Source organism: Thauera sp. DNT-1, assembly GCF_055393985.1.
In genome coordinates this window covers 3,676,435-3,701,607 of the sequence record NZ_AP043752.1, presented here as the reverse complement: position 1 = coordinate 3,701,607, position 25,173 = coordinate 3,676,435, and the positions used below count along the sequence as shown (strand labels likewise).

28 protein-coding genes are annotated in these 25,173 nt (G+C 63.7%); 11 read left to right on the top strand and 17 right to left on the bottom strand.

Annotated features, from left to right (window positions below; all coding sequences use genetic code 11):
- Window positions 1–571 precede the first annotated feature (571 nt).
- The 4 genes from ACZ5PP_RS17065 to ACZ5PP_RS17050 all read right to left on the bottom strand — a co-directional run bounded on the left by ACZ5PP_RS17065 (window position 572) and on the right by ACZ5PP_RS17050 (window position 4,829).
- Window positions 572–1,777, bottom strand: coding sequence for an IS91 family transposase (locus tag ACZ5PP_RS17065; RefSeq protein ID WP_464826356.1), 1,206 nt, complete (start codon window positions 1,775–1,777; stop codon window positions 572–574).
- Window positions 1,778–1,784: 7 nt separating this feature from the next.
- The gene (locus tag ACZ5PP_RS17060; RefSeq protein ID WP_021250131.1) at window positions 1,785–2,660 is read right to left on the bottom strand and encodes a tyrosine-type recombinase/integrase; all 876 of its coding nucleotides are present in this window, start codon (window positions 2,658–2,660) and stop codon (window positions 1,785–1,787) included.
- A 142-nt stretch (window positions 2,661–2,802) separates the two neighbouring features.
- Entirely contained in the window at window positions 2,803–4,140 is a 1,338-nt protein-coding gene (locus ACZ5PP_RS17055) for a heavy metal sensor histidine kinase (RefSeq protein ID WP_454458197.1), read from the bottom strand.
- A gap of 2 nt (window positions 4,141–4,142) precedes the next feature.
- The gene (locus ACZ5PP_RS17050) at window positions 4,143–4,829 is read right to left on the bottom strand and encodes a heavy metal response regulator transcription factor (RefSeq protein ID WP_002924878.1); all 687 of its coding nucleotides are present in this window, start codon (window positions 4,827–4,829) and stop codon (window positions 4,143–4,145) included.
- Between the two features lie 169 nt (window positions 4,830–4,998).
- On the opposite strand from ACZ5PP_RS17050, the gene ACZ5PP_RS17045 reads away from it, so the two are divergent.
- The 8 genes from ACZ5PP_RS17045 (at window position 4,999) to ACZ5PP_RS17010 (ending at window position 13,658) form a co-directional block, all read left to right on the top strand.
- Entirely contained in the window at window positions 4,999–5,337 is a 339-nt protein-coding gene (locus ACZ5PP_RS17045; protein WP_004248732.1) for a DUF4148 domain-containing protein, read from the top strand.
- A gap of 614 nt (window positions 5,338–5,951) precedes the next feature.
- Window positions 5,952–7,220 carry a TolC family protein gene (locus ACZ5PP_RS17040; protein WP_464826355.1) on the top strand — a complete coding sequence of 423 codons (1,269 nt, stop codon included), beginning with the start codon at window positions 5,952–5,954 and terminating at the stop codon, window positions 7,218–7,220.
- 16 nt (window positions 7,221–7,236) lie between these two features.
- Window positions 7,237–7,800, top strand: a complete 564-nt coding sequence (locus ACZ5PP_RS17035) for a hypothetical protein (protein ID WP_021249916.1) — start codon at window positions 7,237–7,239, stop codon at window positions 7,798–7,800.
- On the top strand, window positions 7,797–8,909 hold the full coding sequence (locus ACZ5PP_RS17030; protein ID WP_002924861.1) for an efflux RND transporter periplasmic adaptor subunit: 1,113 nt from the start codon (window positions 7,797–7,799) through the stop codon (window positions 8,907–8,909). The genes ACZ5PP_RS17035 and ACZ5PP_RS17030 overlap by 4 nt, the downstream gene beginning before the upstream one ends.
- A gap of 15 nt (window positions 8,910–8,924) precedes the next feature.
- A complete protein-coding gene (locus tag ACZ5PP_RS17025; RefSeq protein ID WP_464826354.1) occupies window positions 8,925–12,044 on the top strand; it encodes an efflux RND transporter permease subunit in 3,120 nt (1,039 codons plus the stop codon).
- 41 nt (window positions 12,045–12,085) lie between these two features.
- Complete coding sequence (locus tag ACZ5PP_RS17020; RefSeq protein WP_320368359.1) at window positions 12,086–12,472, top strand: hypothetical protein; 387 nt, start codon at window positions 12,086–12,088, stop codon at window positions 12,470–12,472.
- A gap of 164 nt (window positions 12,473–12,636) precedes the next feature.
- Window positions 12,637–13,038, top strand: a complete 402-nt coding sequence (locus ACZ5PP_RS17015; RefSeq protein ID WP_454458194.1) for an ArsR/SmtB family transcription factor — start codon at window positions 12,637–12,639, stop codon at window positions 13,036–13,038.
- Between the two features lie 122 nt (window positions 13,039–13,160).
- A complete protein-coding gene (locus tag ACZ5PP_RS17010) occupies window positions 13,161–13,658 on the top strand; it encodes a hypothetical protein (RefSeq protein ID WP_442770987.1) in 498 nt (165 codons plus the stop codon).
- A 48-nt stretch (window positions 13,659–13,706) separates the two neighbouring features.
- Here ACZ5PP_RS17010 and ACZ5PP_RS17005 read toward each other — a convergent pair whose 3' ends face one another.
- From ACZ5PP_RS17005 to cadR, 5 genes are all read right to left on the bottom strand, one after another.
- A complete protein-coding gene (locus ACZ5PP_RS17005; RefSeq protein ID WP_464826353.1) occupies window positions 13,707–14,045 on the bottom strand; it encodes a YnfA family protein in 339 nt (112 codons plus the stop codon).
- Window positions 14,042–14,698 carry a DsbA family protein gene (locus ACZ5PP_RS17000; protein WP_454458193.1) on the bottom strand — a complete coding sequence of 219 codons (657 nt, stop codon included), beginning with the start codon at window positions 14,696–14,698 and terminating at the stop codon, window positions 14,042–14,044. The genes ACZ5PP_RS17005 and ACZ5PP_RS17000 overlap by 4 nt, the downstream gene beginning before the upstream one ends.
- Window positions 14,695–15,120 carry a disulfide bond formation protein B gene (locus ACZ5PP_RS16995; protein WP_225433332.1) on the bottom strand — a complete coding sequence of 142 codons (426 nt, stop codon included), beginning with the start codon at window positions 15,118–15,120 and terminating at the stop codon, window positions 14,695–14,697. The genes ACZ5PP_RS17000 and ACZ5PP_RS16995 overlap by 4 nt, the downstream gene beginning before the upstream one ends.
- Before the next feature lie 142 nt (window positions 15,121–15,262).
- Window positions 15,263–15,721: a hypothetical protein gene (locus ACZ5PP_RS16990; protein WP_464826352.1), complete on the bottom strand. Its 459-nt coding sequence runs from the start codon at window positions 15,719–15,721 to the stop codon at window positions 15,263–15,265.
- Window positions 15,711–16,145 (bottom strand): Cd(II)/Pb(II)-responsive transcriptional regulator, encoded by a 435-nt coding sequence (gene cadR / locus ACZ5PP_RS16985; RefSeq protein ID WP_002924844.1) that lies wholly within the window; start codon window positions 16,143–16,145, stop codon window positions 15,711–15,713. Before cadR ends, ACZ5PP_RS16990 begins: the two co-directional genes overlap by 11 nt.
- Before the next feature lie 103 nt (window positions 16,146–16,248).
- Here cadR and ACZ5PP_RS16980 point away from each other — a divergent pair, with 103 nt between their 5' ends.
- The 3 genes from ACZ5PP_RS16980 (at window position 16,249) to copK (ending at window position 18,129) form a co-directional block, all read left to right on the top strand.
- Window positions 16,249–16,884, top strand: coding sequence for a cation efflux transmembrane domain-containing protein (locus ACZ5PP_RS16980; protein WP_454458191.1), 636 nt, complete (start codon window positions 16,249–16,251; stop codon window positions 16,882–16,884).
- Between the two features lie 458 nt (window positions 16,885–17,342).
- Entirely contained in the window at window positions 17,343–17,738 is a 396-nt protein-coding gene (locus tag ACZ5PP_RS16975) for a CzcE family metal-binding protein (protein ID WP_324545075.1), read from the top strand.
- 112 nt (window positions 17,739–17,850) lie between these two features.
- Window positions 17,851–18,129 (top strand): periplasmic Cu(I)/Cu(II)-binding protein CopK, encoded by a 279-nt coding sequence (gene copK / locus ACZ5PP_RS16970; protein WP_004265708.1) that lies wholly within the window; start codon window positions 17,851–17,853, stop codon window positions 18,127–18,129.
- A 260-nt stretch (window positions 18,130–18,389) separates the two neighbouring features.
- Here the strand turns inward: copK and tnpC are convergent, their stop codons facing one another.
- The 8 genes from tnpC to ACZ5PP_RS16930 all read right to left on the bottom strand — a co-directional run bounded on the left by tnpC (window position 18,390) and on the right by ACZ5PP_RS16930 (window position 24,964).
- Complete coding sequence (gene tnpC, locus ACZ5PP_RS16965; protein ID WP_012584783.1) at window positions 18,390–20,135, bottom strand: IS66 family transposase; 1,746 nt, start codon at window positions 20,133–20,135, stop codon at window positions 18,390–18,392.
- Between the two features lie 22 nt (window positions 20,136–20,157).
- A complete protein-coding gene (gene tnpB, locus ACZ5PP_RS16960; protein WP_012584784.1) occupies window positions 20,158–20,517 on the bottom strand; it encodes an IS66 family insertion sequence element accessory protein TnpB in 360 nt (119 codons plus the stop codon).
- Entirely contained in the window at window positions 20,517–20,834 is a 318-nt protein-coding gene (gene tnpA, locus ACZ5PP_RS16955; RefSeq protein ID WP_012584785.1) for an IS66 family insertion sequence element accessory protein TnpA, read from the bottom strand. Before tnpA ends, tnpB begins: the two co-directional genes overlap by 1 nt.
- A gap of 89 nt (window positions 20,835–20,923) precedes the next feature.
- Window positions 20,924–21,553: a methyltransferase family protein gene (locus tag ACZ5PP_RS16950; protein ID WP_012586262.1), complete on the bottom strand. Its 630-nt coding sequence runs from the start codon at window positions 21,551–21,553 to the stop codon at window positions 20,924–20,926.
- 17 nt (window positions 21,554–21,570) lie between these two features.
- Window positions 21,571–21,825, bottom strand: coding sequence for a DUF2933 domain-containing protein (locus ACZ5PP_RS16945; protein ID WP_464826351.1), 255 nt, complete (start codon window positions 21,823–21,825; stop codon window positions 21,571–21,573).
- Window positions 21,826–21,942: 117 nt separating this feature from the next.
- Window positions 21,943–24,291 (bottom strand): heavy metal translocating P-type ATPase, encoded by a 2,349-nt coding sequence (locus ACZ5PP_RS16940; protein ID WP_464826350.1) that lies wholly within the window; start codon window positions 24,289–24,291, stop codon window positions 21,943–21,945.
- Window positions 24,292–24,318: 27 nt separating this feature from the next.
- Window positions 24,319–24,714, bottom strand: coding sequence for a c-type cytochrome (locus ACZ5PP_RS16935; protein WP_464826349.1), 396 nt, complete (start codon window positions 24,712–24,714; stop codon window positions 24,319–24,321).
- Between the two features lies 1 nt (window position 24,715).
- Entirely contained in the window at window positions 24,716–24,964 is a 249-nt protein-coding gene (locus ACZ5PP_RS16930) for a DUF2933 domain-containing protein (protein WP_464826348.1), read from the bottom strand.
- Between the last annotated feature and the right edge of the window lie 209 nt (window positions 24,965–25,173).

Here is a 25,173-nt window from a genome sequence, read left to right as displayed (position 1 = left end):
CGATGGGCCTCAGCAGCGAACGCCTGACGCATGAAGTCAGGCCGCAAGGTGCCGCACACGTGTCGTTCGTCCGTCAGGCGACGGCGAACGGCAGCCTCTCAATCCTGATACTCGAACTTCCGACCCACAAGAGACACTCATGGCGTAGCTGGTCCTGTGGCAGGTCTCTGTGTGAAGCAGGCAGCCCAACGCACATAGGCCACGGGCCGCTACTGTTCAGCTTTGTTCGACGCCTGCCCCTGCCTCGCGGCGATGAAGATCCGCCCCAGGTCGGTGGGCAGGCGTTGGACAAAGCCCGGGGGAGGAAACCGCGAAACGAGGCGAGGCCGTTCAATCGGGGCGCAGCGCTATGGGCATTTGAGCGCCGCCCGACCGCGCAGGTACGCGATGTGCATGGTGCTGCGCCATGTGCGGCGTGTTGCGTGAAGCCGTTGCCCGCCCTCGGTGGCATGGGCGGCGTCAGTGCAGCGCGACATGTGATGCGAAGGCGCGTGGCGGGCGCAGCGGGTTTCGACCAGGCCCGTCCGAACGGGTGCTGGCGGAAGGCTGCGGGCGTGGACGCGATGCCCGGTCATGAGGTCGCCCCATGGAGTGGCGGCGCCCGGATCGTCGCACCCCGAGCAAAGGTCTCGATGACGCGCATCACCGATCCACAGCAGCGACACACGAAGCCGGCGGTGGGCGTGGTCGACAGCGCGGCGGCTGGCTCCACCGCGATGGCGCGTGGATCGTCTGGCGGCGTCGCGACGAGCAGCTCGCGCGCATGCGCTAGGTGCTGCCGCCGTCCTGCGTTGGCGAGCAATCCGTAGTGCCGGATGCGGTGAAAGCCGCATGGCAACACGTGCAACAGGAAGCGGCGCATGAACTCCTCGGCAGTGAGCGTCATCGTCTTGTGGCGGGTGCGCCCCTTGGCGCGGTAGTCCTTCCAGCGGAAGGAGACGCTGCCGGCGTCGAGCGACACCAGGCGACGGTTCGAGATCGCCACCCGATGGGTGTAGCGCGACAGGTAGGCGAGCACCGCCTCGGGGCCGGCGAAGGGCCGCTTGGCATAGACGACCCATTCGCTCGTGCGCAGCGGCGCGAGCCAGCGCAGGAACGCGGCCATTTGTGCCAGCGGGGCGAACTCGCCGAAGAAGCGCAGCGCCCCGGCGCGATGCGCCTTCGCCAGCTCTTCCAGGAAACGCCGCCGGAACAGCCGCGAGAGCACGCGGACCGGCAAGAAGAAGCCATGCCTGCAGGCAATCCAGCGTTGCCCGTCGGCCGACAGGCCGCCCCCGGGGACGATGCCGTGCACGTGCGGGTGGTGCGTCATCGCCGAACCCCACGTGTGCAGCACGAGCGTGGCGCCGATCGTCGCGCCGAGGTGCTTCGGATCGGCAGCGATGGTGAGCAGCGTCTCGGCGGCGACCTCGAACAGCAGCCGATAGACGAGCGCCTTGTTCGTGTAGGCGAACGCGCTGATCGGCGCCGGCAGCGTGAAGACCACGTGGTAATACTCGACCGGCAGCAGGTCCGCCTGCCGGGCCTCGAGCCAACGCTGGGCAGCCCGCGCCTGACACTTCGGGCAGTGCCGGTTGCGGCACGAGTTGTAGCTGATGTCGATCTGCTCGCAGGCCTCACAGCGCAGCACATGCCCACCCAGCGCCGCAGTGCGGCACTGTTCGATGGCCGACATGACCTTCAACTGCCCGAGGCTCAAGTGGCCGTGCTGGGCGAGACGCCACGCCGGCCCGAAGGCGCGGAAGATGTCCGCGACCTCCAGTGCGGAGCGGACCACGATGCGCCTACGCCGGCTGCAGCATCTCCAGCGGACTGACGACCTCGCGCAGCAGGTCGGTGGCGACCTGCGTGTAGATCACCGTGGTGTCGAGTTTCTTGTGGCCGAGCAGCGCCTGGATGATGCGGATGTCGACCTTCTGCTCGAGCAGGTGGGTCGCGAAGCAGTGGCGAAGCGTGTGCATCGACACCCGCTTGTCGATGCCGGCCGCCAGGGCGGCGGCCTGAACAGCGCGATTGAGCTGACGCGGGCTCAGTGACTCGATCGGGTTGAGGCCCGGGAACAACCAGCCGCCATCGAGCATCTTGCCCTGCGCCCGGGCGACCCGCCACCACACGCGCAACCGCTCCAGCAGCAGGGGCGAGAGCATCGCGTAGCGATCCTTGCGGCCTTTGCCTTGCTCGACCCGCAGGGTCATGCGCCCGCTGTCGACGTCGCTGACCTTGAGCGAGACCACTTCGCTCGCTCGCAGTCCGGTCGCGTAGGCGAGCGACAGCGCCGTCTGGTGCTTGAGATTGTTGCAGGCGGCGATCAGGCGCGCGACCTCCTCGCGGCTGAGCACCACCGGCAAGCGCTGCGGCAGCCGGACCGGCTGCATTCGTGCCATCAACTCGCCGCGTTGAAGCGTGATATCGAAGAAGAACTTCAGCCCGCTGATGGCGGCGTTGAGCGACATCGGCGAGGTGCCGGTATCGACCAGGTGCAACTGGTAGTTGCGCAGGTCCTCCACCGTGGCGCTATCGGGCGCGCGCCCCAGATAGCGCGTGAACCGGCACACCGCACGGATGTACGCACTCTGCGTCTTGGGGGTGAGCTTGCGCATCCGCATGTCGTCGAGCATGCGCTGGCGCAAGGGGCTGACGGGACGAGTCGGGGTGTCCATGGCTTGCTCCTGTCGAAAATGAGGCCGATTGCCTCATCTCCCACCATGGCAAGCCCGCTGCCGATGGAAACCACGAACTTCGATGCTCGTCACGAGCGGTTCAGCACACCCCTACCGCGCGAGCGGTTTAGTCCGATGGCCGTTATGAACAGCTATCCATAACGGTCATGGTAAGGCCAACGCTCGTCGTTCCGGCAGCTGACCGCACAAAGGTGGCGCCGCCATGCATTCGCGCGATCGCAGCTACGATCGCCAAGCCGAGCCCGTGGTTATGGTCGCGATGTTCGCGGGCCCCATCAACCCGATAAAAGCGGTCGAATAGACGAGGCAAATGCTCCGGGGGGATGACAGGGCCCGTGTTGCTGACAGACAGGCAAATGCGGCCATCTGCGTCCTGCTTGATATCGATCTCGATCACCGATCCGCGCTCTGCAAAACGGGTCGCATTGGCGAGCAGGTTCGAGAGCGCACGCCTAACCAACCCAGCATCGACTGTGCCCATGCCGTCACCGCGTAAGCGCGCAGTCACGCCGGCCTCCTGCATTGACGCTTCGTGGAATTCGATGACCTCGGACACCAGTTCGGCCAGGCTATCCACACGGTGGCGACGGGCGCGCTCCCCGCGATCGGCCCGGGACAAGAACAACATGTCATTGACCAGCCCCGCTAAAAGTTGAAGATCCTCGAGGTTCGATCCGAGCACATCGCGCAGTTCGGCGACATCGCGCTGACGACTCAGAGCTAGCTCGGTCTCACCAATCAAGGTCGCCAGCGGTGTGCGCAGCTCGTGAGCGACATCGGCGTTGAACCCTTCCAGTTGTTGATATGCGCGGTTCAATCGAACCAGGAGCGCGTTGAATTGTGTGACCAACGGCTGAAGCTCCTGTGCCTGGGCGGAGCCGTCAAGCGGCTGTCCAACGCTTTCCGGGCTTAGGGCCGCTGCTTGTCGAGCCAGGTCGCGAACAGGCAAGAGCGCTCTACGAACGAGCCATGCGCCGCCCACTGAGATGGCCGCCGCTCCACCAAGGGCGCTCGCGAGTAGCGTCCAGGCCAACTGCTCCAAAAGCAGCGCGTCGGCGCTGCTGTCGAGCATCAATTCGGCGCGCAGCATGGTTGTGGGCGACCATGGCACGGAGATTTCGAACTCATCCCGCCGCAGGATTGCGCCGGGGCTTGAACGCGCCGGAGTTGCGTACAGAAGAGCGTCAGATCCCTGGATCAGCCGTAACTCGAGGTTGGCATGGCCCACAAAGAAGTCGTCGAGCTTGTGACGCAGGCTCGGCAACGCGTCCCGCGTTGCGATCTCGCCGACGAGATGGCGCACTATGTCCCGCTTGTGCCGCAGTTCGTCCGTCTGCTTGTTGGAGAGATTTAGACTCGCGCCCACGTAAACGATCGAGCAGACCAAGCCGAGCCCCAGCGAGGCCAGCACGGCGAGCCACCACGATAACCAGCGGCTAAGCGAACGCGGATTGCGCATTCTCAGGGCTTCCGGTCCTCAAGGACGTATCCCATGCCGCGCACGGTATGCAACAACTTCTTCTCGAAAGCGTCGTCGATCTTGCCGCGCAACCGGCGCACCGCAACTTCGACCACGTTCGTATTGCTGTCGAAATTCATGTCCCACACCTGCGCTGCGAGCGCGGTACGGGAAAGGACCTGCCCTTGCCGGCGCAGCAGCAACGTCAGCAACGTGAACTCCTTGGCGGTCAGGTCGAGGCGCTGCCCGGATCGTGACGCCTTGCGTCGAACCAGGTCGAGTTCGAGGTCCGCCAAACGGAGCACCGTTGAATCCTGGCTATCCGAGCGCAAGGCACCGCGCCGCAACAAGGCCTGCACGCGAGCGAGCAACTCGGACAGAGCAAACGGCTTCACCAGGTAATCGTCGGCACCCGCCTGCAGGCCTCTGACCCGATCCTCGACCTCGTCCCGCGCGGTCAGCATCAGGACGGGTACGTGTTTGCCCCGACGCAGTTCTTGCAAGACGGCATAGCCATCCAGCCCCGGAAGCATGACGTCGAGGAGGACGAGGTCGTAATGCCCTTCGGTCGCGAGATAGCGGCCATCCGTGCCGCTGTGCGCGACATCCACGATGTAATTGCTTTCGGTGAGCGCCCTGCGTAGGTATTCGGCGAGCTTGGGCTCGTCTTCCACAACCAGAATCTTCATGCAGCGATTATCGCGGAGATGCCGAAACCATCACATTACGAAATCGTAATCTGGCAGTTCGCGATTCGACGAGGATGGACCCTTAAAGTCCGCGACGTGTTCGGTGCAAGGCGACGCCAAGCGGCTTATGCCGAACGCCACCTCTCACGTTGAACGAAGGAGTCTTGTCATGTCGAAAACCCGCACCACTGCCCTTTTTTCGCTTCTTGCTGCCGTCCTTGTCGTTCCTGCGGCTGCGCAAGCCAGCTCGCTGTGGCATCCCGCTCCCGGCGAGCAGGGGTTCACGTTCCATCCGGATCACTCCACGAGCACGAAAACCCGCGCCGAGGTGTTGCGCGAGCTCGAACAGGCAAAGGCCGATGGCAGCTATTTCTACCTGCAGCGTGGCCTCGCGGTGCCCTCGCGTGCTTCCGGACCCGGCAAGACCCGTGCAGAAGTCCTCAAGGAGCTGGTCGACATGACCCCGACAGAGCGCGCGTACATGAATGAACTGTACAGTGGCTCCTGAAGCCACCTATCGGCGCGAGACGTCGGGCCGTCCAGGCGTTTCGCCCAGCAGGTTCTCGTAAAGCGCCGTTTGGTCTGCCCATTGGTACCGTCGCTGTCGACGATAGCAAATCCTTATTGATAGAATCCGCGCCATGCGTCGTTGGCTTGCGATTTTCCTCTTGATCCTGCTGCCTGCCCAACTGAGTTGGGCGGCGGTGGGCGATTACTGCGCGCACGAATCCGGTGCCGCAGCCAATCATTTTGGTCATCACGCGCATCGTCACACCGAAGATGCAAAAGGCAAGGAAAAAGGGGGCTTGACGAAGGGCGCACACACAGACTGCGCATCGTGCCAGGTGGTGGGCTCTTCAGCAGTAACGAGTGAGTCCAGCGCGCTATTCACACAGCATCAGGCATCCCTCCCCATCGGCGTCACACCTGGGTGCTCACTTGCGGAGCATCCCGCAGAGCCCGAACGCCCTAAATGGGCCCGCCCAGCCTGATCGGCAGGGCGGTCGCCTTCATTCCCTCTTGATGTTCCTACCGCTTTGAGCGGTAGCGTCATGCGTCCATTGCGATCGGTCCGATCGCCCTCTGCCGATTCCCCGTGTCTTTACATCAACGGAGAATTGGATGTTTCAGCAACTTCGTCTCAAATGGCTGCCTGGGCTAATGCTCGGCCTTGCCGTCAATGGTGCCTGGGCGCAGCAGCCCGCCCCCCCGGCTCCAAGTACCGCCCTATCCCTCAAGCACGCTTTCGAGGCAGCATGGGCACGCCAGCCTGAAGCGCTGTCGCTCACGACTCAACAGGAAGCGGCGCAAGCGCGCCGCGACAGTGCCGACAGTTGGTTTGTCGAACCGCCCGCCCTAGAGGTAGCCGGAAAAACCGATCAGTTGGACAGCAATCGCGGGAGCCGTGAGTACGAGGTCGGCATCGCGGTTCCGATCTGGCTGTCGGGCGAACGTTCGAGCACTGCAGCCCTCGCCACTGCCGAAATAGCTGCCACGGCGAGCCGGGCTCGCGGCGCGCAGTTGCGCACCGCTGCAGCGGTACGCACAGCATATTGGGATTGGCAACGCGCGCGCGTAGATGTGACGCTGGCGAGGGCGGGTCTCGAGAACGCCCGCGAACTGGCCGCCGACGTGGCCAAGCGCATCAAGGCGGGTGATCTGGCGCGCGCAGATCAGCATCAGGCCGACGGTGTGCAAGCTACAGCTGAAGCCGCCGTCGCCGAGGCAGAAAGCGCCCTTGCAGATGCTGCACAGCAGTTGCGCACGCTCACTGGAATCGGGCCAGAACGCTCATCCAGCGGGATGTCTGCGCCGGAGCCCGTCCCCTCCGCTGCGACACCGACACAGATTCTTGAGACGGCGCACCCTGCAGTGGCCGAGCTGCGTGATCGGGTCGATGTTGCGCGGCGCACGATGACCCTTGCCAGCGTTCAGGGCCGCGCGAATCCGGAGTTGAGTGTCACGACCACCCGCGAACGCGGCGCATCGGGTGAATCCTGGGAACAGACGGTCACGCTGGGCTTGCGCATTCCGCTTGGTTCCGGTTCGCGCAGCCGGTCCCGCGTTGCAAGCGCCAATGCAGAGGCCATCGAGGCCGAGGCGCAACTCCAGATCGAACTCGAACGTCTGCTGGCCGAAACAGAGATGGCGCACCAGCGCGTCGAATTGAGACGGCAGCAGGTCGCCGCTGCTGAACGGCGCTCCGACCTCGCACAGGCTTCACGCGGCTTCTTCGAGAAGGCGTTCCGCCTCGGTGAGGCCGATCTGCCGACCCGTCTGCGCATCGAATTCGAGGCGGCCGAAGCTGAGCGCGAGCGCGCGCGCGCGCGTATTGATCTGGCAGCCGCCATCTCGGCCCAGCGCCAAGCGTTGGGCCTGCTTCCCGAATGAATAACAGGATCCCCAAATGAAATCCACTCATACCCTCGCGGCATGGAGCCTCGCTGCCGTGCTTGTCGGGCTTGCCCCGCAAACGCTGGCCGGTGACGGACACGACCATGGAGAAGCGCCCGCGACCACGGCGGGCCCGGCATTGCCGCGATTTACCGCCGTCTCGGAACTCTTCGAGCTGGTCGGCGTAGTGAATGGCAAGAACGTCACCGTCTATCTTGACCACTTCGCTGACAACAGTCCGGTCAAGGACGCAAAGGTCGATCTGGAACTCGATGGGAAGGCCGTTGCGCTCACGCCCCATGCCGACGGTGAGTTCGAGGCCACGCTCGAGGAGACGCTCAAGCCGGGTGTCGTCTCTGTCACGGCAACGGTGATTGCCGGTCAGGACGCCGATTTGCTCGCTGGTGAGCTCGACTTGCATGAGACCGCCGCCGAGGCGCACGAAGAGGTTGCCGAATTGGACATGAAACCCTACGCAATTGGGGCAGGCGCGGGGGGGCTTGTGCTAGGCCTCATCGGCTGGGTTGTGCTTCGCAAGGGGAATTCGCGTAATCGCTCGACTGGAGGTGCCGCATGAAGCTGAGCGTACTGTTTGCTGCGCTGGCGCTGGTATCGGCCAGTGCCTCGTGGAATGCCTTTGCTGGCGAAGGCCATGATCATGGCGATGAAGGTCCAGTTGTGGCAGGAGGCAATGGGCCACAACGGCAAGCCGATGGCAGTGTCTTTCTGCCAAAGCCGGCACAACGCCAGATCGGTGTTCGCACGTTGGTTACGGAAGCCGGCGAATTGCCGCGTACCACCGCGCTGGCCGGCAAGGTGGTCATGGACCCAAATGCCGGCGGAAAGGTGCAGGCCATGGTGGCTGGGCGCCTGGAGGCGGGCCCGCAGGGGTTGCCAAGCGTCGGTCAGGCCGTGAAGAAGGGGGACGTGCTGGCTTACGTTAGTCCTTCGACGGACCAGATCGAGCGGTCTAACCAGATGGCGCAATTGGCCGAGCTGCACGCGGCCAGGGCCCTTGTGGAAAAGCGCCTTGCGCGTCTGAAGGAACTCGCCGACACGGTACCGCGCAAGGAGATCGAGGCGGCCGAAAGCGAGCTTGCCAGCCTGAGGGCCAGATCGAAAGCGATCGGTGGTGGCCTCAATGCCCGTGATGTCCTGACCGCACCCGTCAGCGGTGTGATCGCATCGACTAACGCCGTGTCAGGCCAAGTGGTCGATGCGCGCGAGCTCGTGTTCGAGATCGTCGACCCGAAGCGGCTGCGTGTCGAGGCGCTCTCCTATGATCCAGAAATAGCGGCGGATGTCGCCTCTGCAAGTCTTGCGGTCGGCGACCAGCGGATCCCGCTCACCTTCATCGGCGCCGCCCGCAGCCTGCGCGAGCAGGCCTTGCCGCTCACCTTTGCAGCCGAAGGGGAAGCGCTGGCCTTTCTTGCCGTGGGGCAGCCGGTCGAGGTCTTCGTCCAGTCGCGCAGCACGCAGCAGGGTGTAAGCGTTCCCGCAGCATCGGTGCTGAAGAATTCGGCAAACCAAACCATCGTCTGGGTAAAGACGGCGCCCGAACGTTTCGAGTCCCGGACCGTCACGATCGCGCCGCTGGACGGCGTGAACATTGCGGTGACGTCCGGCCTCGAAGCCGGCGAGCGGGTCGCCTCCCGTGCCGCCACGCTGATCAACCAGATCCGCTGACCGGGAGTCTATCCGATGTTCAAGTGGCTACTCGACAACAGCCTTGGTAACCGGCTGCTGGTGATTATCGCCAGCCTGGTACTGATGGCCTACGGTGCGTTCACGCTTTCGCGAACACCCGTGGACGTATTTCCGGATCTCAACAAGCCGACGGTCACGATCATGACCGAAGCCGGCGGCATGGCGGCGGAGGAGGTCGAGCAACTCATCACCTTTCCGCTCGAGACCACCATGAATGGTTTGCCCGGCGTGGAGTCAGTGCGCTCTACCTCGAGCTCGGGGCTGTCCTTCATCTACGTGACCTTCGACTGGAGTACCGAGATTTTCCGCGCCCGGCAGATGGTGTCGGAACGCCTCTCAGCCATGGAGGAAGGGTTGCCTGAAGACGTGATTCCGCGCATGGGGCCGATCAGCTCGGTCATGGGCGAGATCATGCAGATCGCGATCCCGATCGACACGGCGAAGATCTCGCCGATGCAGGTCCGAGAGTATGCGGACTGGGTTCTTCGTCCGCGCCTGATGGCGATCGCCGGCATCGCGCAAGTCATCCCGATTGGCGGGGAGGTGCGGCAGTTCCAGGTTCAGCCCGACACCCGCCGTATGGCTGAGCTCGGTGTTTCGTTGGAGCAGTTGGAAGGGGCGATTCGAGGCTTCTCCTCGAACACCTCGGGGGGCTTTCTCGAACTGAACGGGCGCGAATATCTCATCCGCCATCTCGGTCGGACCTCGAGCCTGGAGGATCTGAAGAACCTCGCGATCACTGCGCGAGATGGCCAGCCGATCCTGCTGCGTCAGATCGCATCCGTGACCTTCGCAGCGGCGCCCAAACGGGGGGATGCGGGCTTCGAGGGCAAGCCGGCCGTCATCCTCGGCATTCAGAAGCAGCCTACGGCGGACACCATTCACCTGACTCGCTCGATCGAAACCGCGCTCGAAGAGATGAAGATATCGCTCCCGGCCGGGATGGATGCGCCGGAGGTGACCTTCCGGCAGGCGACTTTCATCGAGGCATCGATCAGCACGCTCAAGGGTAAGCTGATTGGCGCATCGGTGTTCGTTGCGGCAATCCTCTTCTTTTTTCTCGGCACCCTGCGCCCGACGATCATCGCGCTCACCGCGATTCCGGTGTCCATCTTCATGACGGCGTTGGTCTTCAAGTATTTCGGGCAGTCGATCAACACGATGACCCTTGGTGGTCTCGCGATTGCGATTGGCGGCTTGGTCGACGATGCGGTTGTGGGCGTAGAGAACGTGCTGCGCCGATTGAAGGAGGACCGCGCAAAGCATCACGACCATCGGCTTCACCCGATCGAACTCGTGGCGCGCGCAACGATGGAAGTGCGCTCGGCCATCCTTTACGCGACGATCATCATCGTGCTGGTGTTCTTGCCGCTGTTCGCGCTGCCTGGCATGGAGGGGCGGCTGTTCGTGCCGCTCGGCGTGGCGTTCATCGTCTCCACGCTCGCCTCGTTGGTCGTCTCGGTGACCGTGACGCCGGTGCTGTCCTTTTACCTGCTTCCCCGGATGAAGTCCCTCGATCACGGTGACACGCGCTTGCTCGCCTGGCTCAAGGCACGTTATCGCGGGGCGTTGCAGGGGGTGCTCGAGCACCCCAGGGCGGCCGTCACAGCGGGTGCGGTTGCGGTGGCAATTGCTGCCGCTGCGGTACCGTTCTTCCCCACGACCTTTCTGCCGCCGTTCAACGAAGGCACCTTGCTGATCGGCATGCGGCTCAACCCGGGCGTTACCCTGGCGGAGTCGACCGTGCTCGCGCAGCAAGCGGAAGTGCTCGTGAAACAGGTTCCCGAAGTGACGCACGTCGGGCGCCGAAGCGGGCGGGCCGAGCTTGATGAGCATGCGGAAGGTGTCCACGTCAGCGAGCTCGATGTGGGGCTGAAACCCGCCGGTGAGCTGAGCCGCTCAATGGGTGAGATCACCGCAGACATCCGGTCGCGACTGGTCAATCTGCCAGCTGCGATCGCGATCGGGCAACCGATCTCACATCGCATCGACCACATGCTGTCGGGCGTGCGCTCGCAGATTGCGATCAAGATCTTCGGCGAGGATCTCGACACCCTGCGCGGTCAGGCTGACGTATTGCGAACGCGGCTTGCCGCCATTCCGGGGCTCGCCGACCTGGAGATCGAGAAGCAAGTGCTCGCGCCGCAGATCAAGGTGCGGATCGACTATGCGGCCGCTGCCCGTTACGGGGTGCCGGCACCGCAGATTCTGGCCGCGCTGCAAAACCTCGTCGAGGGCGAGAAGGTCACCCAGATCGTCGAGGGTGGTCGACGGTTCGCATTGGTCGTTCGCCTACCGGAAACGGCGCGCTCGGTCGACGGGCTGGCTCAGATCCTGATCGAAACGCCGACCGGACATGTGCCCTTGTCGAAGCTGGCGTCGATCGAGGATGGTGACGGTCCGAACCAAGTGAGCCGGGACGACGGTAAGCGCCGCATCGTGCTCTCGGCCAATGCGCAGCAGCGTCCGCTATCGGAGGTCGTCGAGGACATCCGCGCCGTCGTGGCCGACCTTAAGTTGCCCGAGGGCTACTTCATCACCCTCGGCGGGCAGTTCCAAGCTCAGGAAGAGGCATCCCGTTTGGTCGGGTTGCTTTCGATCGTCTCACTCGTGCTGATGTTCGTCGTGCTCTACAGCCGCTACAAGTCGGTTCGACTCTCGGCGCTCATCATGGCGAACATTCCGCTCGCACTGGTCGGGGCGGTGATTGGACTGTGGATCTCCGGTCAGCCGTTGTCGGTGGCTGCACTCGTCGGCTTCATCACGCTTGCAGGTATTTCGGTGCGAAACGGCATCCTCAAGGTGAGTCATTACCTCAACCTGATGCGTATCGAGGGCGAGAGCTTCGACCACACGATGATCCTGCGGGGCTCGATCGAGCGCCTGTCGCCGGTGCTGATGACCGCACTGGTAACCGCGTTTGCGCTTGCACCGCTGCTGTTCGAGGCCGAGCGCCCGGGTACCGAGATTCTGCATCCGGTGGCCGTGGTGATCTTCTCGGGCCTCATCAGTTCGACCCTGCTGGATACCTTCCTTACCCCTGCAATGTTCTGGCTCTTCGGCCGCCGCGATGCAGAGAGTCTGCTCGACGATCGAAACGCCGAAGCATTCTGACGCTGCTTAACCCGCCTCATGCAAACCAGAAAGGAAAACCCATGAAGTTCTCAAAAGTCGTCGCCCTCGCTGCTCTCGTGTCTGTGGGCCCCACCTTTGCAGCCGACAAGCATGACCATGCTCACGAGCATGAATCGATGCATGGAGGCGTGGTGGTCGAGGTCAAAGATCTCGATCTCGAACTCGTTGCCAAGCCCGAGGTGATCCAGTTGCACCTTCGCGATCACGGCAAGCCTGTTGATGTGGCAAACGGCAGTGCCAAGCTCACGCTGCTGTCTGGCGCAAACAAGCAAGATGTCGAACTCAAGCCTGCAGGTGATCGACTCGAAGCCAAGGGTAGCTTCAAGGTCGGCGCCGGCACCAAGCTGGTCGCGGTTGTCACCCTTCCGGGCAAGCCTTCCACCACGGCACGCTTCACACTGAAGTGACTCCGCCCGACCGCCTGCGGCAACGGCGCGCAGGCGGTCACCTCAGGCGCTCGGCGGTAGCAAGATGAAAGCACTGTTGTGAGTTAACCAGCGGCCTGCCCCGCAGATGTTGTTCGCGGCGCAGACGGCTCAGCGGTTCTGCACGCTTGCACTATGATGCAACTATGCATCTCATCACCGTCAAACCCGAAGAAGTCTTCCAAGCCTTGGCCGACCGCACCCGCATTCGCATCATGCGTCTGCTCGTAGATACTGGCGAAGAGATCTGTCTGTGCGAATTGGTGGACAGCCTCCAAGAGCTGCAATACAAGCTCTCTCGCCACCTGAAAACGCTGCGTCAGGCTGGCCTTCTGACCACAATCAAGGATGGCCGCTGGCTCTACCATCGGCTGGTAACCGGCTCGCCGACGATGGGGCCCCTGTCCGATCTGATTCGCTCGGTACCCGATGAAGATGATGTCTTCTCGGGTGATCTTGCACGATTCCGCGAGCGCATCTGCTTGCGCGAAGACGGCCGTTGCCGGGTGGGCATCCAGACTTCTGACTTAGCGACGGGGGCCAGATGAACATCAATCGCCGATGCGCGCCGTTTCCCCCCGCTGCCCGTCCCCGGGCGCAATCCCCAGTGGTCATCGGTCCGTCGTAACAAGACCGTCATGGCCTCCGCTTGTGACATAGGAGAATCGAGATGAAGAACACGATCCTGGCAGCCGCGTTGTCCGCCGTTGTACTTTCGTCCATGCCCGCTCTCGCCCAGCCGGCGTCTGGTGCCCAAGCGAACCTCGAGCCGCCCAACGTGCAGGAGTTCGACAAGCGGATGGCGCAGGCGCAGGAGAACATGAAGAAGATGCAAGAGCAGATGGACAAGATCAACCAGACTCAGGATCCCGAAGCGCGGCAAAAACTACTCCAGGAGCACTGGGCCACGATGCAGAACAACATGCAGCTGATGCACGGCATGTGGGGGCCGGGCGGCGGCATGGGCTGCTGCATGGGCGGCCCGGGGATGGGGCCCGGAATGACGATGGGCCCAATGATGGGATGGGGCCATATGGGCGGCTACTACTCGAAGCTTACGCCCGAGCAACAAAGGCAGCGCCAGTACATGATGGATCAATACATGCCGATGCAGCAGATGATGATGGACCACATGATGCGACACCAGCAGTACATGTGGATGAGGTGAGCGGTGTTTGCGGTCGCCAGAGCGCCCCGAGAAGCAACAATGATACTTTCAGGGAGAGGCGGCCGGTTGCAGCGCAATGATGGCCATGCCGACCAGCGCGACGCCGGCGCCCGCGACATCCCAGCGGGTCAGCGCAACGCCATCCACGACGCGAAGCCACACCAACGCGACCGCGATGTACATGCCGCCGTAACCGGCATAGGTTCGCCCGGCTGCAGTCGGATGCAGCGTCAGCAGCCAGGCGAAGGCGGCGAGCGACAGCGCTGCGGGCACGAGCAGCCAGGCACTCCGGCCCTGCTTCAACACGAGCCAGGGCAGATAGCAGCCGACGATCTCGGCCACGGCCGTCAAGGCGAACAGGCCGGCGAGCTTGAACAGATCGATCACGGCTGCACTTTCCCCACTTCCTCCGCCACCAGGCGTGCCAGCGGCTCGGGGCCGAAGCTCGGCAGGCTGCGTCCATTGACGAAGAAGGTCGGCGTCTTGCTGACCTGCAACGCGGTCAGATCCTCGATGTCCTGCGCGAGCACGGCCTGGATCTCGGGCGTCTCCATGTCCTGCCGGGCGCGTCCCATGTCCAGGCCGGCGCGGGCGGCTGCTTCGAAGGCGATGCCGATGTTGGGCGCCGCGTGGTCGGCCCACTCCGGTTGCGTGGCCAGCAGCGCCTCGAGCACCGGGGTGTAGAGTCCCTGCTTGCGCGCAGCCTCGATCAGTTTCACCACCTGGTCCGAGCCGTGATGGAAGGGCGCATAGCGCAGCGCAAGCCGGACCTTGTCCGGATGCTGGGCCATGATCTGCTTGACGATCGGATAGAAGGCGCGGCAGGTCTCGCAGGCGGGATCGAAGAACTCGACGATGGTGACCGGCGCGTTCTGCGGCCCGATGATCGGGGTATGCATCCGCACGAGGCGGCTTCCTTCCACAGCGACGCGCGTGTCCTGCTCGGCCTGTGTGCGGTCGCGATAGGCATCCATACCGAAGTAAAAGGCCAGGCCGAGGATCAGCAACACGGCGAGTGCCAGGAGTTTTCGTGTGTTCATTTACGGGTCCTTATCAGATAAATCGTCAAGGCGGCGGCGATGGCGAGGAAGGCCGCCAGCGATAGCCAGGGAATCTGGATGTCGCCAAGGATGACCAGGGCTTGCTGGCTGCACGAGGGGCCAGTGCCGCACGGCACCCACCACTGTGGCACCCAGCCGGCGATCAGTGCGCTGTGATAGGCGGCCAGCGCGAGACCAGCGAGCGCGAATGGGAGTGCATACACCGCACCGCGCCGGTCCTCGGCGAACACGGCCATGCCCAGAATGAGGGCGAGCGGGAACATGGCGATCCGCTGGTACCAGCACAGCACGCAGGGCGTCATGCCCATCACTTCACCGATGAAGAGCGCGCCCAGCGTGGATACCAGAGCCACGGCCCAGGCGGCCATCAGCCACCACCATTGGGTTCGTTTGTCGTGCATCGAGTCGATCTCGAGGGTTGGTTCCCAGGCTTCGGGAGGGGCGGACGCCATAGGCAGTGCCCGGACGTCCGCAATGGAGCAAACCGCCGCTACCGTGCGGCGCGCACTCGAAGAAGAGGGGAAGACAGGGGTGGGCTGCCGCTCAGGCAGCGAGGCGCCACTTGGGGCGTTCAGGCTCGGTGACCAGCGCAGACGCGTTGAAGTCCCGCCCGGCGTCGACGAGGACATGGCCCAGTCCTGTCAATGGCAGACGACCCGCATCGAGCAGTGCAGCGCTCGCCAGGATCTGGCAGAAACCGCAGTCGGCGTGAAGCTGCCCTTTCATCCCTTCATCGCCTTCATCCACCTGACAGGTATGTGGATGGTGGTCGCCGTGGCTGGTCGCGAAACCGGCCGATTCCAAGCAGTACGCCTCCAGGCCCGCCGACGCGAACTGAAGCGGAACGAGCAGCAGGAAGAAAATGGCAAGCCAACGGTGCATGGGCGACGATTTTAACCCCAGCCTGTTGGCTGACGGCGCATATCGCGACCATGAACGTACCGGAGCGCTGGCACCCCACATTGTGGTCACTCCGCCACCGAACCGCAGATCATTGCGCATGCTCATCGTGGCACACACAGACATCCCCCCGCGTCGGCGCCTCGAGCTCATGCAGGATGCCGCATTGCGCCGCACGATCGGGGGCACCGCACTGGCTGCGCAGGGCGACGAGTTGGCGCTCGAGCATTTGCAGGGTGTCGAGACGCGCGCGGACACGGGTGAGTTGGGAGTCGATCAACGCGTCGACCTCAGCACAGTCGGTTGTGGGGTCGTCCACGAAGCGCAGCAGTTGCGCGACGTCGACCAAGGCAATGTCCAGTGCCCGGCAGTGGCGGATGAACGCGAGGCGCTCAAGGTGCCCACCCGCGTAGGCCCGATATCCATTGGGGCTGCGGGAAGGCGCCGGGAGCAGACCGATCCGTTCGTAGTAGCGGATGGTTTCGACCTCGACGTGCGCGGCCTTGGCCAATTCACCGATCTTCATCGCCTGCATCTCCTCATTGCGACCGCCCAACAGCTTAACCGCTTGACCCTGTAGTGGCTACAGGGTGTGTGATGCACCCCTCGCCCACGTTAAGGAGAAAACCATGGCCGGCTGTTGTTCCCACTCCACCTGCGAAGCCAGCGCAGCGAGCCCGCGCTTCCGCCAAGCACTGTGGATTGCATTGATCGTGAATGCGGCGATGTTCCTGGTCGAATTCGTCGCCGGCCTTGCAGTCGGTTCGGTCGCCCTGTGGGCCGACGCCCTCGATTTCGCAGGTGATGCCGCCAACTATGCGCTGTCGCTGACGGTGCTGTCGTGGGGATTGATATGGCGGGCACGCGCGGCCTTGCTCAAGGGCGTGGCGATGGTGCTTTTCGGCGCCGTTGTAATGGCACGCGCCCTGTGGGCCTTCCAGCACGGCGTGACGCCTGAACCGATTACGATGGGCGTGGTCGGCATGCTCGCACTGCTCGCCAACGCAGGGGTGGCGATGCTGTTGTATCGCTTTCGCTCGGGCGACGCGAACATGCGTTCGGTGTGGCTGTGCAGCCGCAACGATGCGATCGGCAATCTCGCGGTGATTCTGGCGGCAGCAGGCGTCTTCGGTACCGGAAGCGCATTGCCGGACCTTGTCGTTGCACTAGTGATGTCCGGGCTCGCGCTGTGGTCGGGGCTTGTCATCGTCGCTCACGCCCGGCGCGACATCGGCGACGCACGACAAGTCCATCAGAAGGGATGAGGACAGCGGAGCGACGTGCTTGAGGCAATGACAGGTTTCGAGGCCCAGCGGCCATCAGGATGGCAGGATTGTGGAGAGGAGGACGGGCAGCTGATGGCCGGACAGAGACCTCCAGCTCCTTCTAAGGGGTGCGGGGGAACGCTGCAAACCGACTACTACCGTCTCAACCCGACCCAATCCAGCCGTCGGGCTCTTCGTGGTGCGAACGGCAAGTAACCGAGTGAAGCCGTCACCTCGCATGACATGTTGGGGGACGTGAAATTGGTGCTTCGTTCACGCGTCTGCCGTTCGGTCAAGGCCTTGGACTGACGAAACCCGGCCCGCCAACCCTGACCGTACCCTTTCATTCTTATGACTTAAACGTAATTGCAGGGTCACTGCCCTGTCAGTCGCTGGCTCCTATGATCGAGTCCATGGTTGCTCAAGCATGAGCAGCCAATCTGGACAAGGAGCCCATCATGAAAAAGTCGATCATCGCCGTCCTCGCCGTCTCGGCCATCAGCAGCCTTGGATCTTCCGCTGCGTTCGCACACGAAGACTATTCCAAACGCGGTACGTTGCACTGGCTCGAGCATGTCCAGGCACGCGCTTCAAGCCCGACCGAGCGAGAGCTGGCCACGTATGGCTACGCGAGCAACGCCACACCCTCCCGCACCGTGATCGTCAATGCGGACACGCGCTACATCAACGTCACGCGGCTCGAGACGGTTGCCCTGAAGGTCGGTGACAAGACGATCAACTGGACCTTCGACACCCTCGGCACAAACAGCTTTCCGCTTTCGAAGGTGGTCCAAGGGGGCGACAAGGTGACTGTCTATCTCGAAGAAAGCCCCCTTTACCGCAGCGGCTCCTGATAGCACCAAGCTTCCCCAGGAACCAAGGCGGGTAAGGCATCGGGCAATCTTCTATGGAAGAGGCCTGATGCAATGTTCAGCAATTATTTGTAGTTGATTCAAGGAGACGAGCATGTTGAAGAAAGCACTGATGGTCGCGGCACTTGGGATTGCCACCACATCGGCCTTCGCGGTCGATGTCGAGCGGGTCGAAAAGTCCATCCCCATGAAGGATGGCTCGACGGTCTACATCTTCAAGGATGGGAAAATGGGCATGGAGGACAAGATGGGCCGTGCGGTGAGGATGAAACACGGCGAAGTGATGGAGACCAAGGATGGACAGAAGATCATGATGCACGGCGACGAGGTCATGCGTCTCGACAGCATCCTTCGCCACGACACCCGTAACTGATTCGCACGTTTCAGGATGAACTTGCCCCCGGTGTCGATCCCGGGGGCTTTTCTGTCGACCTTTTTCAGGATCGGCGGGTTTGATTGATCAAACTCACTCTGCCCCGCGCGCATGCATGGTGCCCCAAACTCAAAGGCGCCTTGCTTGCAGGCAATGAGGAATCTGCGCGTCGGCATCTCCCTCTACTTCGCAAGCGGCGCTCTGGACCAAACGATCCGTCGAACGTAAGCGCTCCACGAACCCCATCCTTCCCGGGCTCTTTACGCCGTGATCAACTGCTCAGCCTTGAGATTCCAGGGCAGGAGGGCCTCGAAATGTTCGACGTTGGTCGCGGTGGGCAAGGCGCGCAGCACGTGGCGCAGCCACAGATACGGCTCGAAGCCGTTGGCCTTGGCGGTTTCGACCAGCGAGTAGAGGAGTGCGCTGGCACGCGCACCGGCCTGAGTGTCCGAGAAGAGCCATGCCTTTCTCCCGACCACGAAGGGACGGATGGCGTTTTCGGCGGGGTTGTTGTCGATCGGCAGATCGCCGCGCTCGAGGTAGCGCGTCAGACGCGGCCACTGCCGATGCAGGTAGCCCAGGGCACCCCCGAGCACCGAGGTGGGCGGCACGGTGGGGAGCACTTGGTCGAGCCAACGGCGCAGTTCGTCGATGACGGCGCGGCTTCTGCTCTGGCGTAGCGCCAGGCGCTGGGCGTCGTTCAGTTCGCGCGCGTCCTTCTCGATGGCGTAGAGCTTGCCGATCAGGGCCAGCGCTTCGTGGGCGCGGCCGCGCTTGCCGGCAGGCAGCACCTTGCTGGCATCGACGAAACGACGTCGCGCGTGCACCCAGCAACCGAGCCGGGTCACCCCTTCGGTGAAGGCAATTGCGCCGTAGCTCTCGAGCCCGTCGGCCATCAGATGCCCCTTCCAGCCTTCGAGCAGGCGTAAGGGCACCGCCTGCGCGCGGCTCGGATCGTACTCGAAGAGGACCACCGGCTTGCCCGGCGGTCCGCCGCGCTGCACCCACATCTGGCTCTTGCTCGTGGCTGCCCGGCCAGGCTCCTTGAGCACCTGCACCGGGGTTTCGTCCATGTGGATGACGTCGTGCCCGAGCAGCACGTCGCGCATCAGGTTGGCGAGCGGCTGCAGCGCCTGGGCGGTACCGATCACCCAGCGCGCCAGGGTCTGGCGCGGCACAAGCACGCCTGCGCGAGCGAGCACGTACTCGAAACGCGCCAGCGGCAGCCCATCGACGTACTTGATGACGATCAGCAAGGCCAGCAGGTCGTTGCTGGCGTTGCTCTTGGGCAGCACCTGCGCCGGGGCGCGGGCGGTGACCGGCGCCTGGTCGCCCTCGGGGCAGCCGTAGCGCTTGCGGATATGGCGCAGCACACGCACCTGCATCGGGACGATGTCGAGCTGTTCGCTGACGTCCTGGCCGATCTCGACCATGGGCGTGCCGCAGGCGCAGGTGCGCTCGGCCTCGGGGACGTCATGGACGACGTCGATGCGCGGCAGCTCGATGGGCAAGGGCTTGCGCTTACCACGCGCCTTCTTCTTGCCGGTGTCGGCGGACGCCTCACCCGTCGTCTCGGTGGCCGGCGGCGGCAAGGTTGCGGTGTCGAGCGCCTCGGGTGCGGACTCGGCCAGCGCCTCGGCCTCGTCGAAGAGCCAGGCCTGGCCCGCGTGCGATTCGCTGCTGGGCCCGAACATGCGCCGACGCGCCAGGCGAAGCTGCTCGTAGAGCTCGAGGATGCGTGCCTCGAAGGCCTTTTGCAGTTCAGCCTCCCGCGCATCGAAGGCTCTTTGGCGTTCAGCCTCCCGCGCATCGAAGACTTTCTGGAGTGCGGCCTCACGGGCCTCGAAGGCTGCCTGCCGTTCGGCTTCACGCGTCTCGAAGGCACGCTGCTGTGCCAGCAACAAGGCTTTGAGCGTTGCTGGATCGTCGGGCAACAGCTCGGCCAGGACGGATGCGCACACGCCAACGGAAGGGTTCGAGCGAGGGGCGGCGGTACGTTGCGGCATGCCGGAATTATACCCGATCACGCTACGTAACTGATTGGTATTGCAGCGTTTTATGCGGCCTTGCCGCCCACAGATCGAAGCCCTCAAGCAGCCATTCGAGCTCCTTCATCGTCAGTACGCAGGTGGGCTCGCCCGCCTCGGCCGCCGGCCAGGCGAAGCGCTCGGCTTCGAGCCGCTTGTACCAGAGGCAAAAGCCGTTGCGGTGCCAGTACAGCGCCTTGAGCTTGTCGCGGCGACGGTTGATGAACAGGTACAGTGCGTCGCCGAACGGGTTCAGCCCCAGCTCCTGCTCGACCAGTGCCGACAGTCCGCCGATGGATTTGCGAAAGTCGATCGCCGGCCGGTACAGATACACCGCACCGATCGAATGCCCCGGGTGCATCAGCGCCCCCGCTCGGCAAGGGCCACCGACAGCGCGGCCAGCCAGTCGACGCCGGGCAGCATCGCGCATTCGAGCCGCAACTGCGCGTCGATCACCACCGTGCAGCCCGCGCGGGGCGTCATCGAGGGTTCGATCTGGATCGGGACGAATCCGCCAAGCTTGGCGCGGCTACGACGGCCACCGGCCACCAGGCGCTTGCGCCACTGGTAGAGCGCCTGCGGCGACAGCCCCTCGCGCTCGGCGTACGCCTTCGTGGTGATGCCCTCGGCTTCGATTGCCGACAGGTGCGACAACCAGAACGTACTGCGCTCCGACATGCTCGTGCTCCCCGAAAAACGGAAGCCGAAGCATGAGGGCTCAACGGGGGCTACGTAAGGATGGGGTTCGTGGAGCGCTTACCGTCGAACTACCGCAGGCGAGGAATGAACGCCGGCGTGCGGTCGCGGTATGAGCGATAGGCATCACCGAATGCCTCGATCGCATCGAGTTCTTCCCGGCGGGCGAGCCTGGCGTACACGATCAACAGAACCGGGAACATGATCAGCGTGATCAAGGTCGGCCATTGCAGCAAAAAGCCGAACATGACCAGAACGAAAGCGACGTATTGCGGGTGTCGAATGCGTGCGTACGGGCCACTGTCGGCGACGCGGCGGGTGCGCTGAGCCTCGAGGAGTACGGGCCAGGCCTTTGCCAAGAGCCAGAAGCCACCGACGATGAACACCGTGCTCAAGAGGTGAAACGGGCCGAAGTGCGGGTTACTGCTCCATCCGAACATCACCTCCAAGAGGTGCCCCGAGTCGTGGGCAAAAAAATCGATTCCCGGAAATTTCGAAGACAGCCACCCCGAGAGCAGGTAGATCGTCAACGGAAAGCCGTACATCTCGGTGAAGAGCGCGAGGATGAAGGCCGAGTAAGCGCCCAAGGATCGCCAGTCCTGGCTTGTGCGGGGACGCGTGAAGCTGAATGCGAAGGCGATGAAGAACAGCGAGTTGATGATAACCAGTGACCACAAGCCGTAACTCGACGTCTCACTCATCTCGATCTCCCGTGGCATCACGCATCATGGTTACCTTGGTCTTCAGCCGGCGTTCGTTTTCTCTTGTGGCCGTGACCGCGATGCATGAAGACGTGCATCAGAGGGCACGCAAGCAAGATGAGCCACGGTAGGTAGCCGAGCACATGGAGCCGGTGCTCGGCGATAAGGAGAACGGCAGCCAGTACGACGAAGACCAGAAATACGCGGCGAACCCTTGAACTTGATTCAGCCCGCTCCGGTGGTACCGGCTCGACTTCAGTCTCGGCTTTCATGAGGCAGTTCCTTGTGCGCAAACATCGGCATGCCGACGCCGGCATGCCTCCCAACGAACGAAGAACCCGTCACGCAGTTCGTCTGCCGAGCTTTCCGTGCGGGCGGATTGAGGACGATCAGACCCTTTTCCGTCCGAGGCGCAACGCGTTGCCGACCACGGACGCCGAGCTGAAGCTCATCGCCAGGGCGGCGATCAGGGGCGACAACAACAGGCCGAACGCTGGATAGAGCACCCCGGCTGCGATCGGCACACCCGCTGCGTTGTACAGGAAGGCGAATACGAGGTTCTGGTGCATGTTGCGCACGGTGGCGACGGAGATGCGGCGTGCGGTGGCGATGCCCCGGAGATCACCCTTGACCAAAGTCAGATGGGCACTGTTCATCGCGACGTCGGTCCCGGTGCCCATCGCGATACCCACATTCGCGCGCGCGAGCGCCGGCGCGTCGTTGATGCCATCGCCGGCCATGGCGACGATGCGCCCCTCGGCCTGCAGTTTGCCGACGAGCTCATTCTTGTCGGCGGGCTTCACTTCGCCATAGACCTCGTCGATGCCCAGGCGGGCGCCGACCGCGCGCGCCGTCGTGAGACCATCGCCCGTGGCCATGATGATCCGGAGCCCGCTTGCCCGCAGCGCATCGAGCGCTTCGGGGGTCGAGGCCTTGATCGGATCGGCAACGGCGATGAGGCCGACGAGCACGCCGTCTGCGGCGAGGTACATCACGCTTGCGCCCTCGAGGCGCAGAGCCTCGGCGCGCTCCGCGAGCCCGCGCCAATCGATGCGCTCATCGTCCATCAGGGCGGTATTCCCCAGAACCACACGTTGGCCATCGACGGTGCCGCGCACGCCGATGCCGGAAGAGGATTCGAAGGTGTCCGGTGTGCTGAGCGCGAGACCGCGCTCGCGAGCCTCGCTCACGATGGCCTGGGCGAGTGGGTGCTCGCTACCCTGATCGAGGCTGGCTGCGATGCGAAGCACGTCGGCCTCCGTCCCGCCCGGCGCCGCCACCACACTATGGAAGGCGGGGCGTCCTTCGGTCAGGGTGCCGGTCTTGTCGACGATCAGGGTGTCGACCTTGCGCAGCGACTCGATCGCCGCCGCATCGCGAAACAGCACGCCCTGGGTGGCGGCCTTGCCGGTCGCCACCATCACCGACATCGGCGTGGCTAGGCCCAGTGCGCAGGGGCAGGCGATGATCAGCACCGCCACCGCGTTGATGAGGCCATAGGCCCAGCTCGGCTGGGGTCCGAAGAGCCCCCACACCACGAACGTGGTGAGGGCGATGAGCACGACGACGATGACGAACCAGCCCGCGACGACATCCGCCAGGCGTTGCATCGGCGCGCGCGAGCGCTGGGCCTGCGCGACCATCTGCACGATCTGCGACAGCATGGTCTGTGCGCCGATCTTCTCGGCGACCATGACCAGCGCCCCACTGGTGTTGAGCGTCGCGCCGATCACCTTGTCGCCGGGGCGCTTGGTGACCGGGATCGGCTCGCCGGTCAGCATCGATTCATCGACCGCGCTTTCGCCTTCGGCAACGGAACCATCGACCGGCACCTTTTCGCCCGGACGGATGCGCAACCGGTCGCCGGGATGGACGTGGGTCAGCGGGATGTCCTCTTCGGTGCCATCCGCGCGAATGCGCCGCGCGGTCTTGGGCGCGAGGCCGAGCAGCGCCTTGATCGCGGCGCCCGTCTCCGAGCGCGCCTTGAGCTCCAGCACCTGGCCGAGCAGCGTCAGCGAGATGATCACCGCTGCTGCTTCGAAGTACACCGCGACGTGTTCGCCCATCCGGAACGAATCCGGAAACACCTCCGGCGCAAACGTGGCGACGACGCTGTACAGATAGGCGGCCCCAACTCCCAGTCCAATCAGCGTCCACATGTTCGGGCTGCGGTTGCCGATCGATTGGGCGCAGCGCACGAAGAACGGCCAACCGGACCAGAGCACGACCGGTGTCGCCAGGGCCAGCTCGACCCAGGGGCGCGCCGCACCCAGCATCGGATCGAAGAACCCACCGGACATGGCGATCGCGGTGACGATCACCGTCAGCGGCAGGGTCCACCAGAAGCGGCGGCGGAAATCGGCGAGCTCGGGATTGTCCTCATCTTCAAGACCCGGCATCACCGGCTCGAGCGTCATGCCGCATTTCGGGCAGGTACCGGGCCCGATCTGGCGGATCTCCGGATGCATCGGGCAGGTGTACTCCGTGCCGGGCACCGGTGCGGGCTCCGTTGAAGGCTGACTTGTCTCCGGTGCCAGATACCGCCCCGGATCGGTCTCGAACCTGCCTTGGCACTTCGCACTGCAGAATCGGTATTCGTGTCCGGCGTGAATGACCCGATACGGCGAGTCGGGCTTTACGGTCATGCCGCAGACCGGATCGGTATCCTGGCCTGGTGATGCATGATCGTGGTGATGGTTGTGGCCAGAATGGCCGCCCTGCGAATGCTCGTGGGTCATGATGCCTCTCCCCGGCGATTGTTGTTATCAAATGCCGACCTTGCGCTGTTCACCACGGATGAATGCCGTGACATGAGCGACCTCATCCGGCGTCAAGCCGGGAACAGGTGCCATGTCGCCGAACTGCCAGTGGTGGGCGCGCACACCGTTCGCTACCGCCAACTGAAAGGCGATATCGGCGTGATGACTGGCTTCGTAGACCTTATGGAGCATGGGCGGCCCCTTGTCCGAGCCCTTGAGGTCGGTCCCATGGCAAGCGGCACAGTGCTGTGCGTAGAGTCCCTTTCCTTGCGCCGGATTGGGCATCAGCCCCGGAGAGGGCTGCGGGATCTTCCAGCCTTGCGCCGCTGCGCTCGAAATCAAGACGCCCGAAAGCGCCGCGATGACGACGCCACGACCAAGGCGCGCCCCTGTCATCGACATCTCAGCGCTTCTCCGAATCGGTGTCGTTGCTGCGGTACCCGCCGTGATGTCCGCCATGGCCAAACAAGTGCATCAGGGGACACAGCAACAGGATCAGATACACCCAGTTGCCCGACACATGCGCCCAGTGTTCGCGCAGCAGGAAGAACAGTGCGATCGCCGCCAGCATCAGGCCAGCGATGACGCCGGGGGAGCGATACCAGGCGACAGATCGAGGGTGTCCAGGATCATGAGCAGGCTTCGTGTTCATGGCTTCATACCTTGCGGGTCGGCGAACGGTGAACGGCTGCGGGCGGCTTCGAGCAGCACGGCGAGAGCGGGGCATCCCGGTGGGCTCGCTCGTTCTCGCGACACCAATTCTTGAAGGATTGCCAGAGGGATTTCAGCCAGGCAAGCATCGCAATGCTCCTCGTCACGTTCAGCGGCGGCCTCGGGAACGGGGCCTTGGAAACAGGCTAC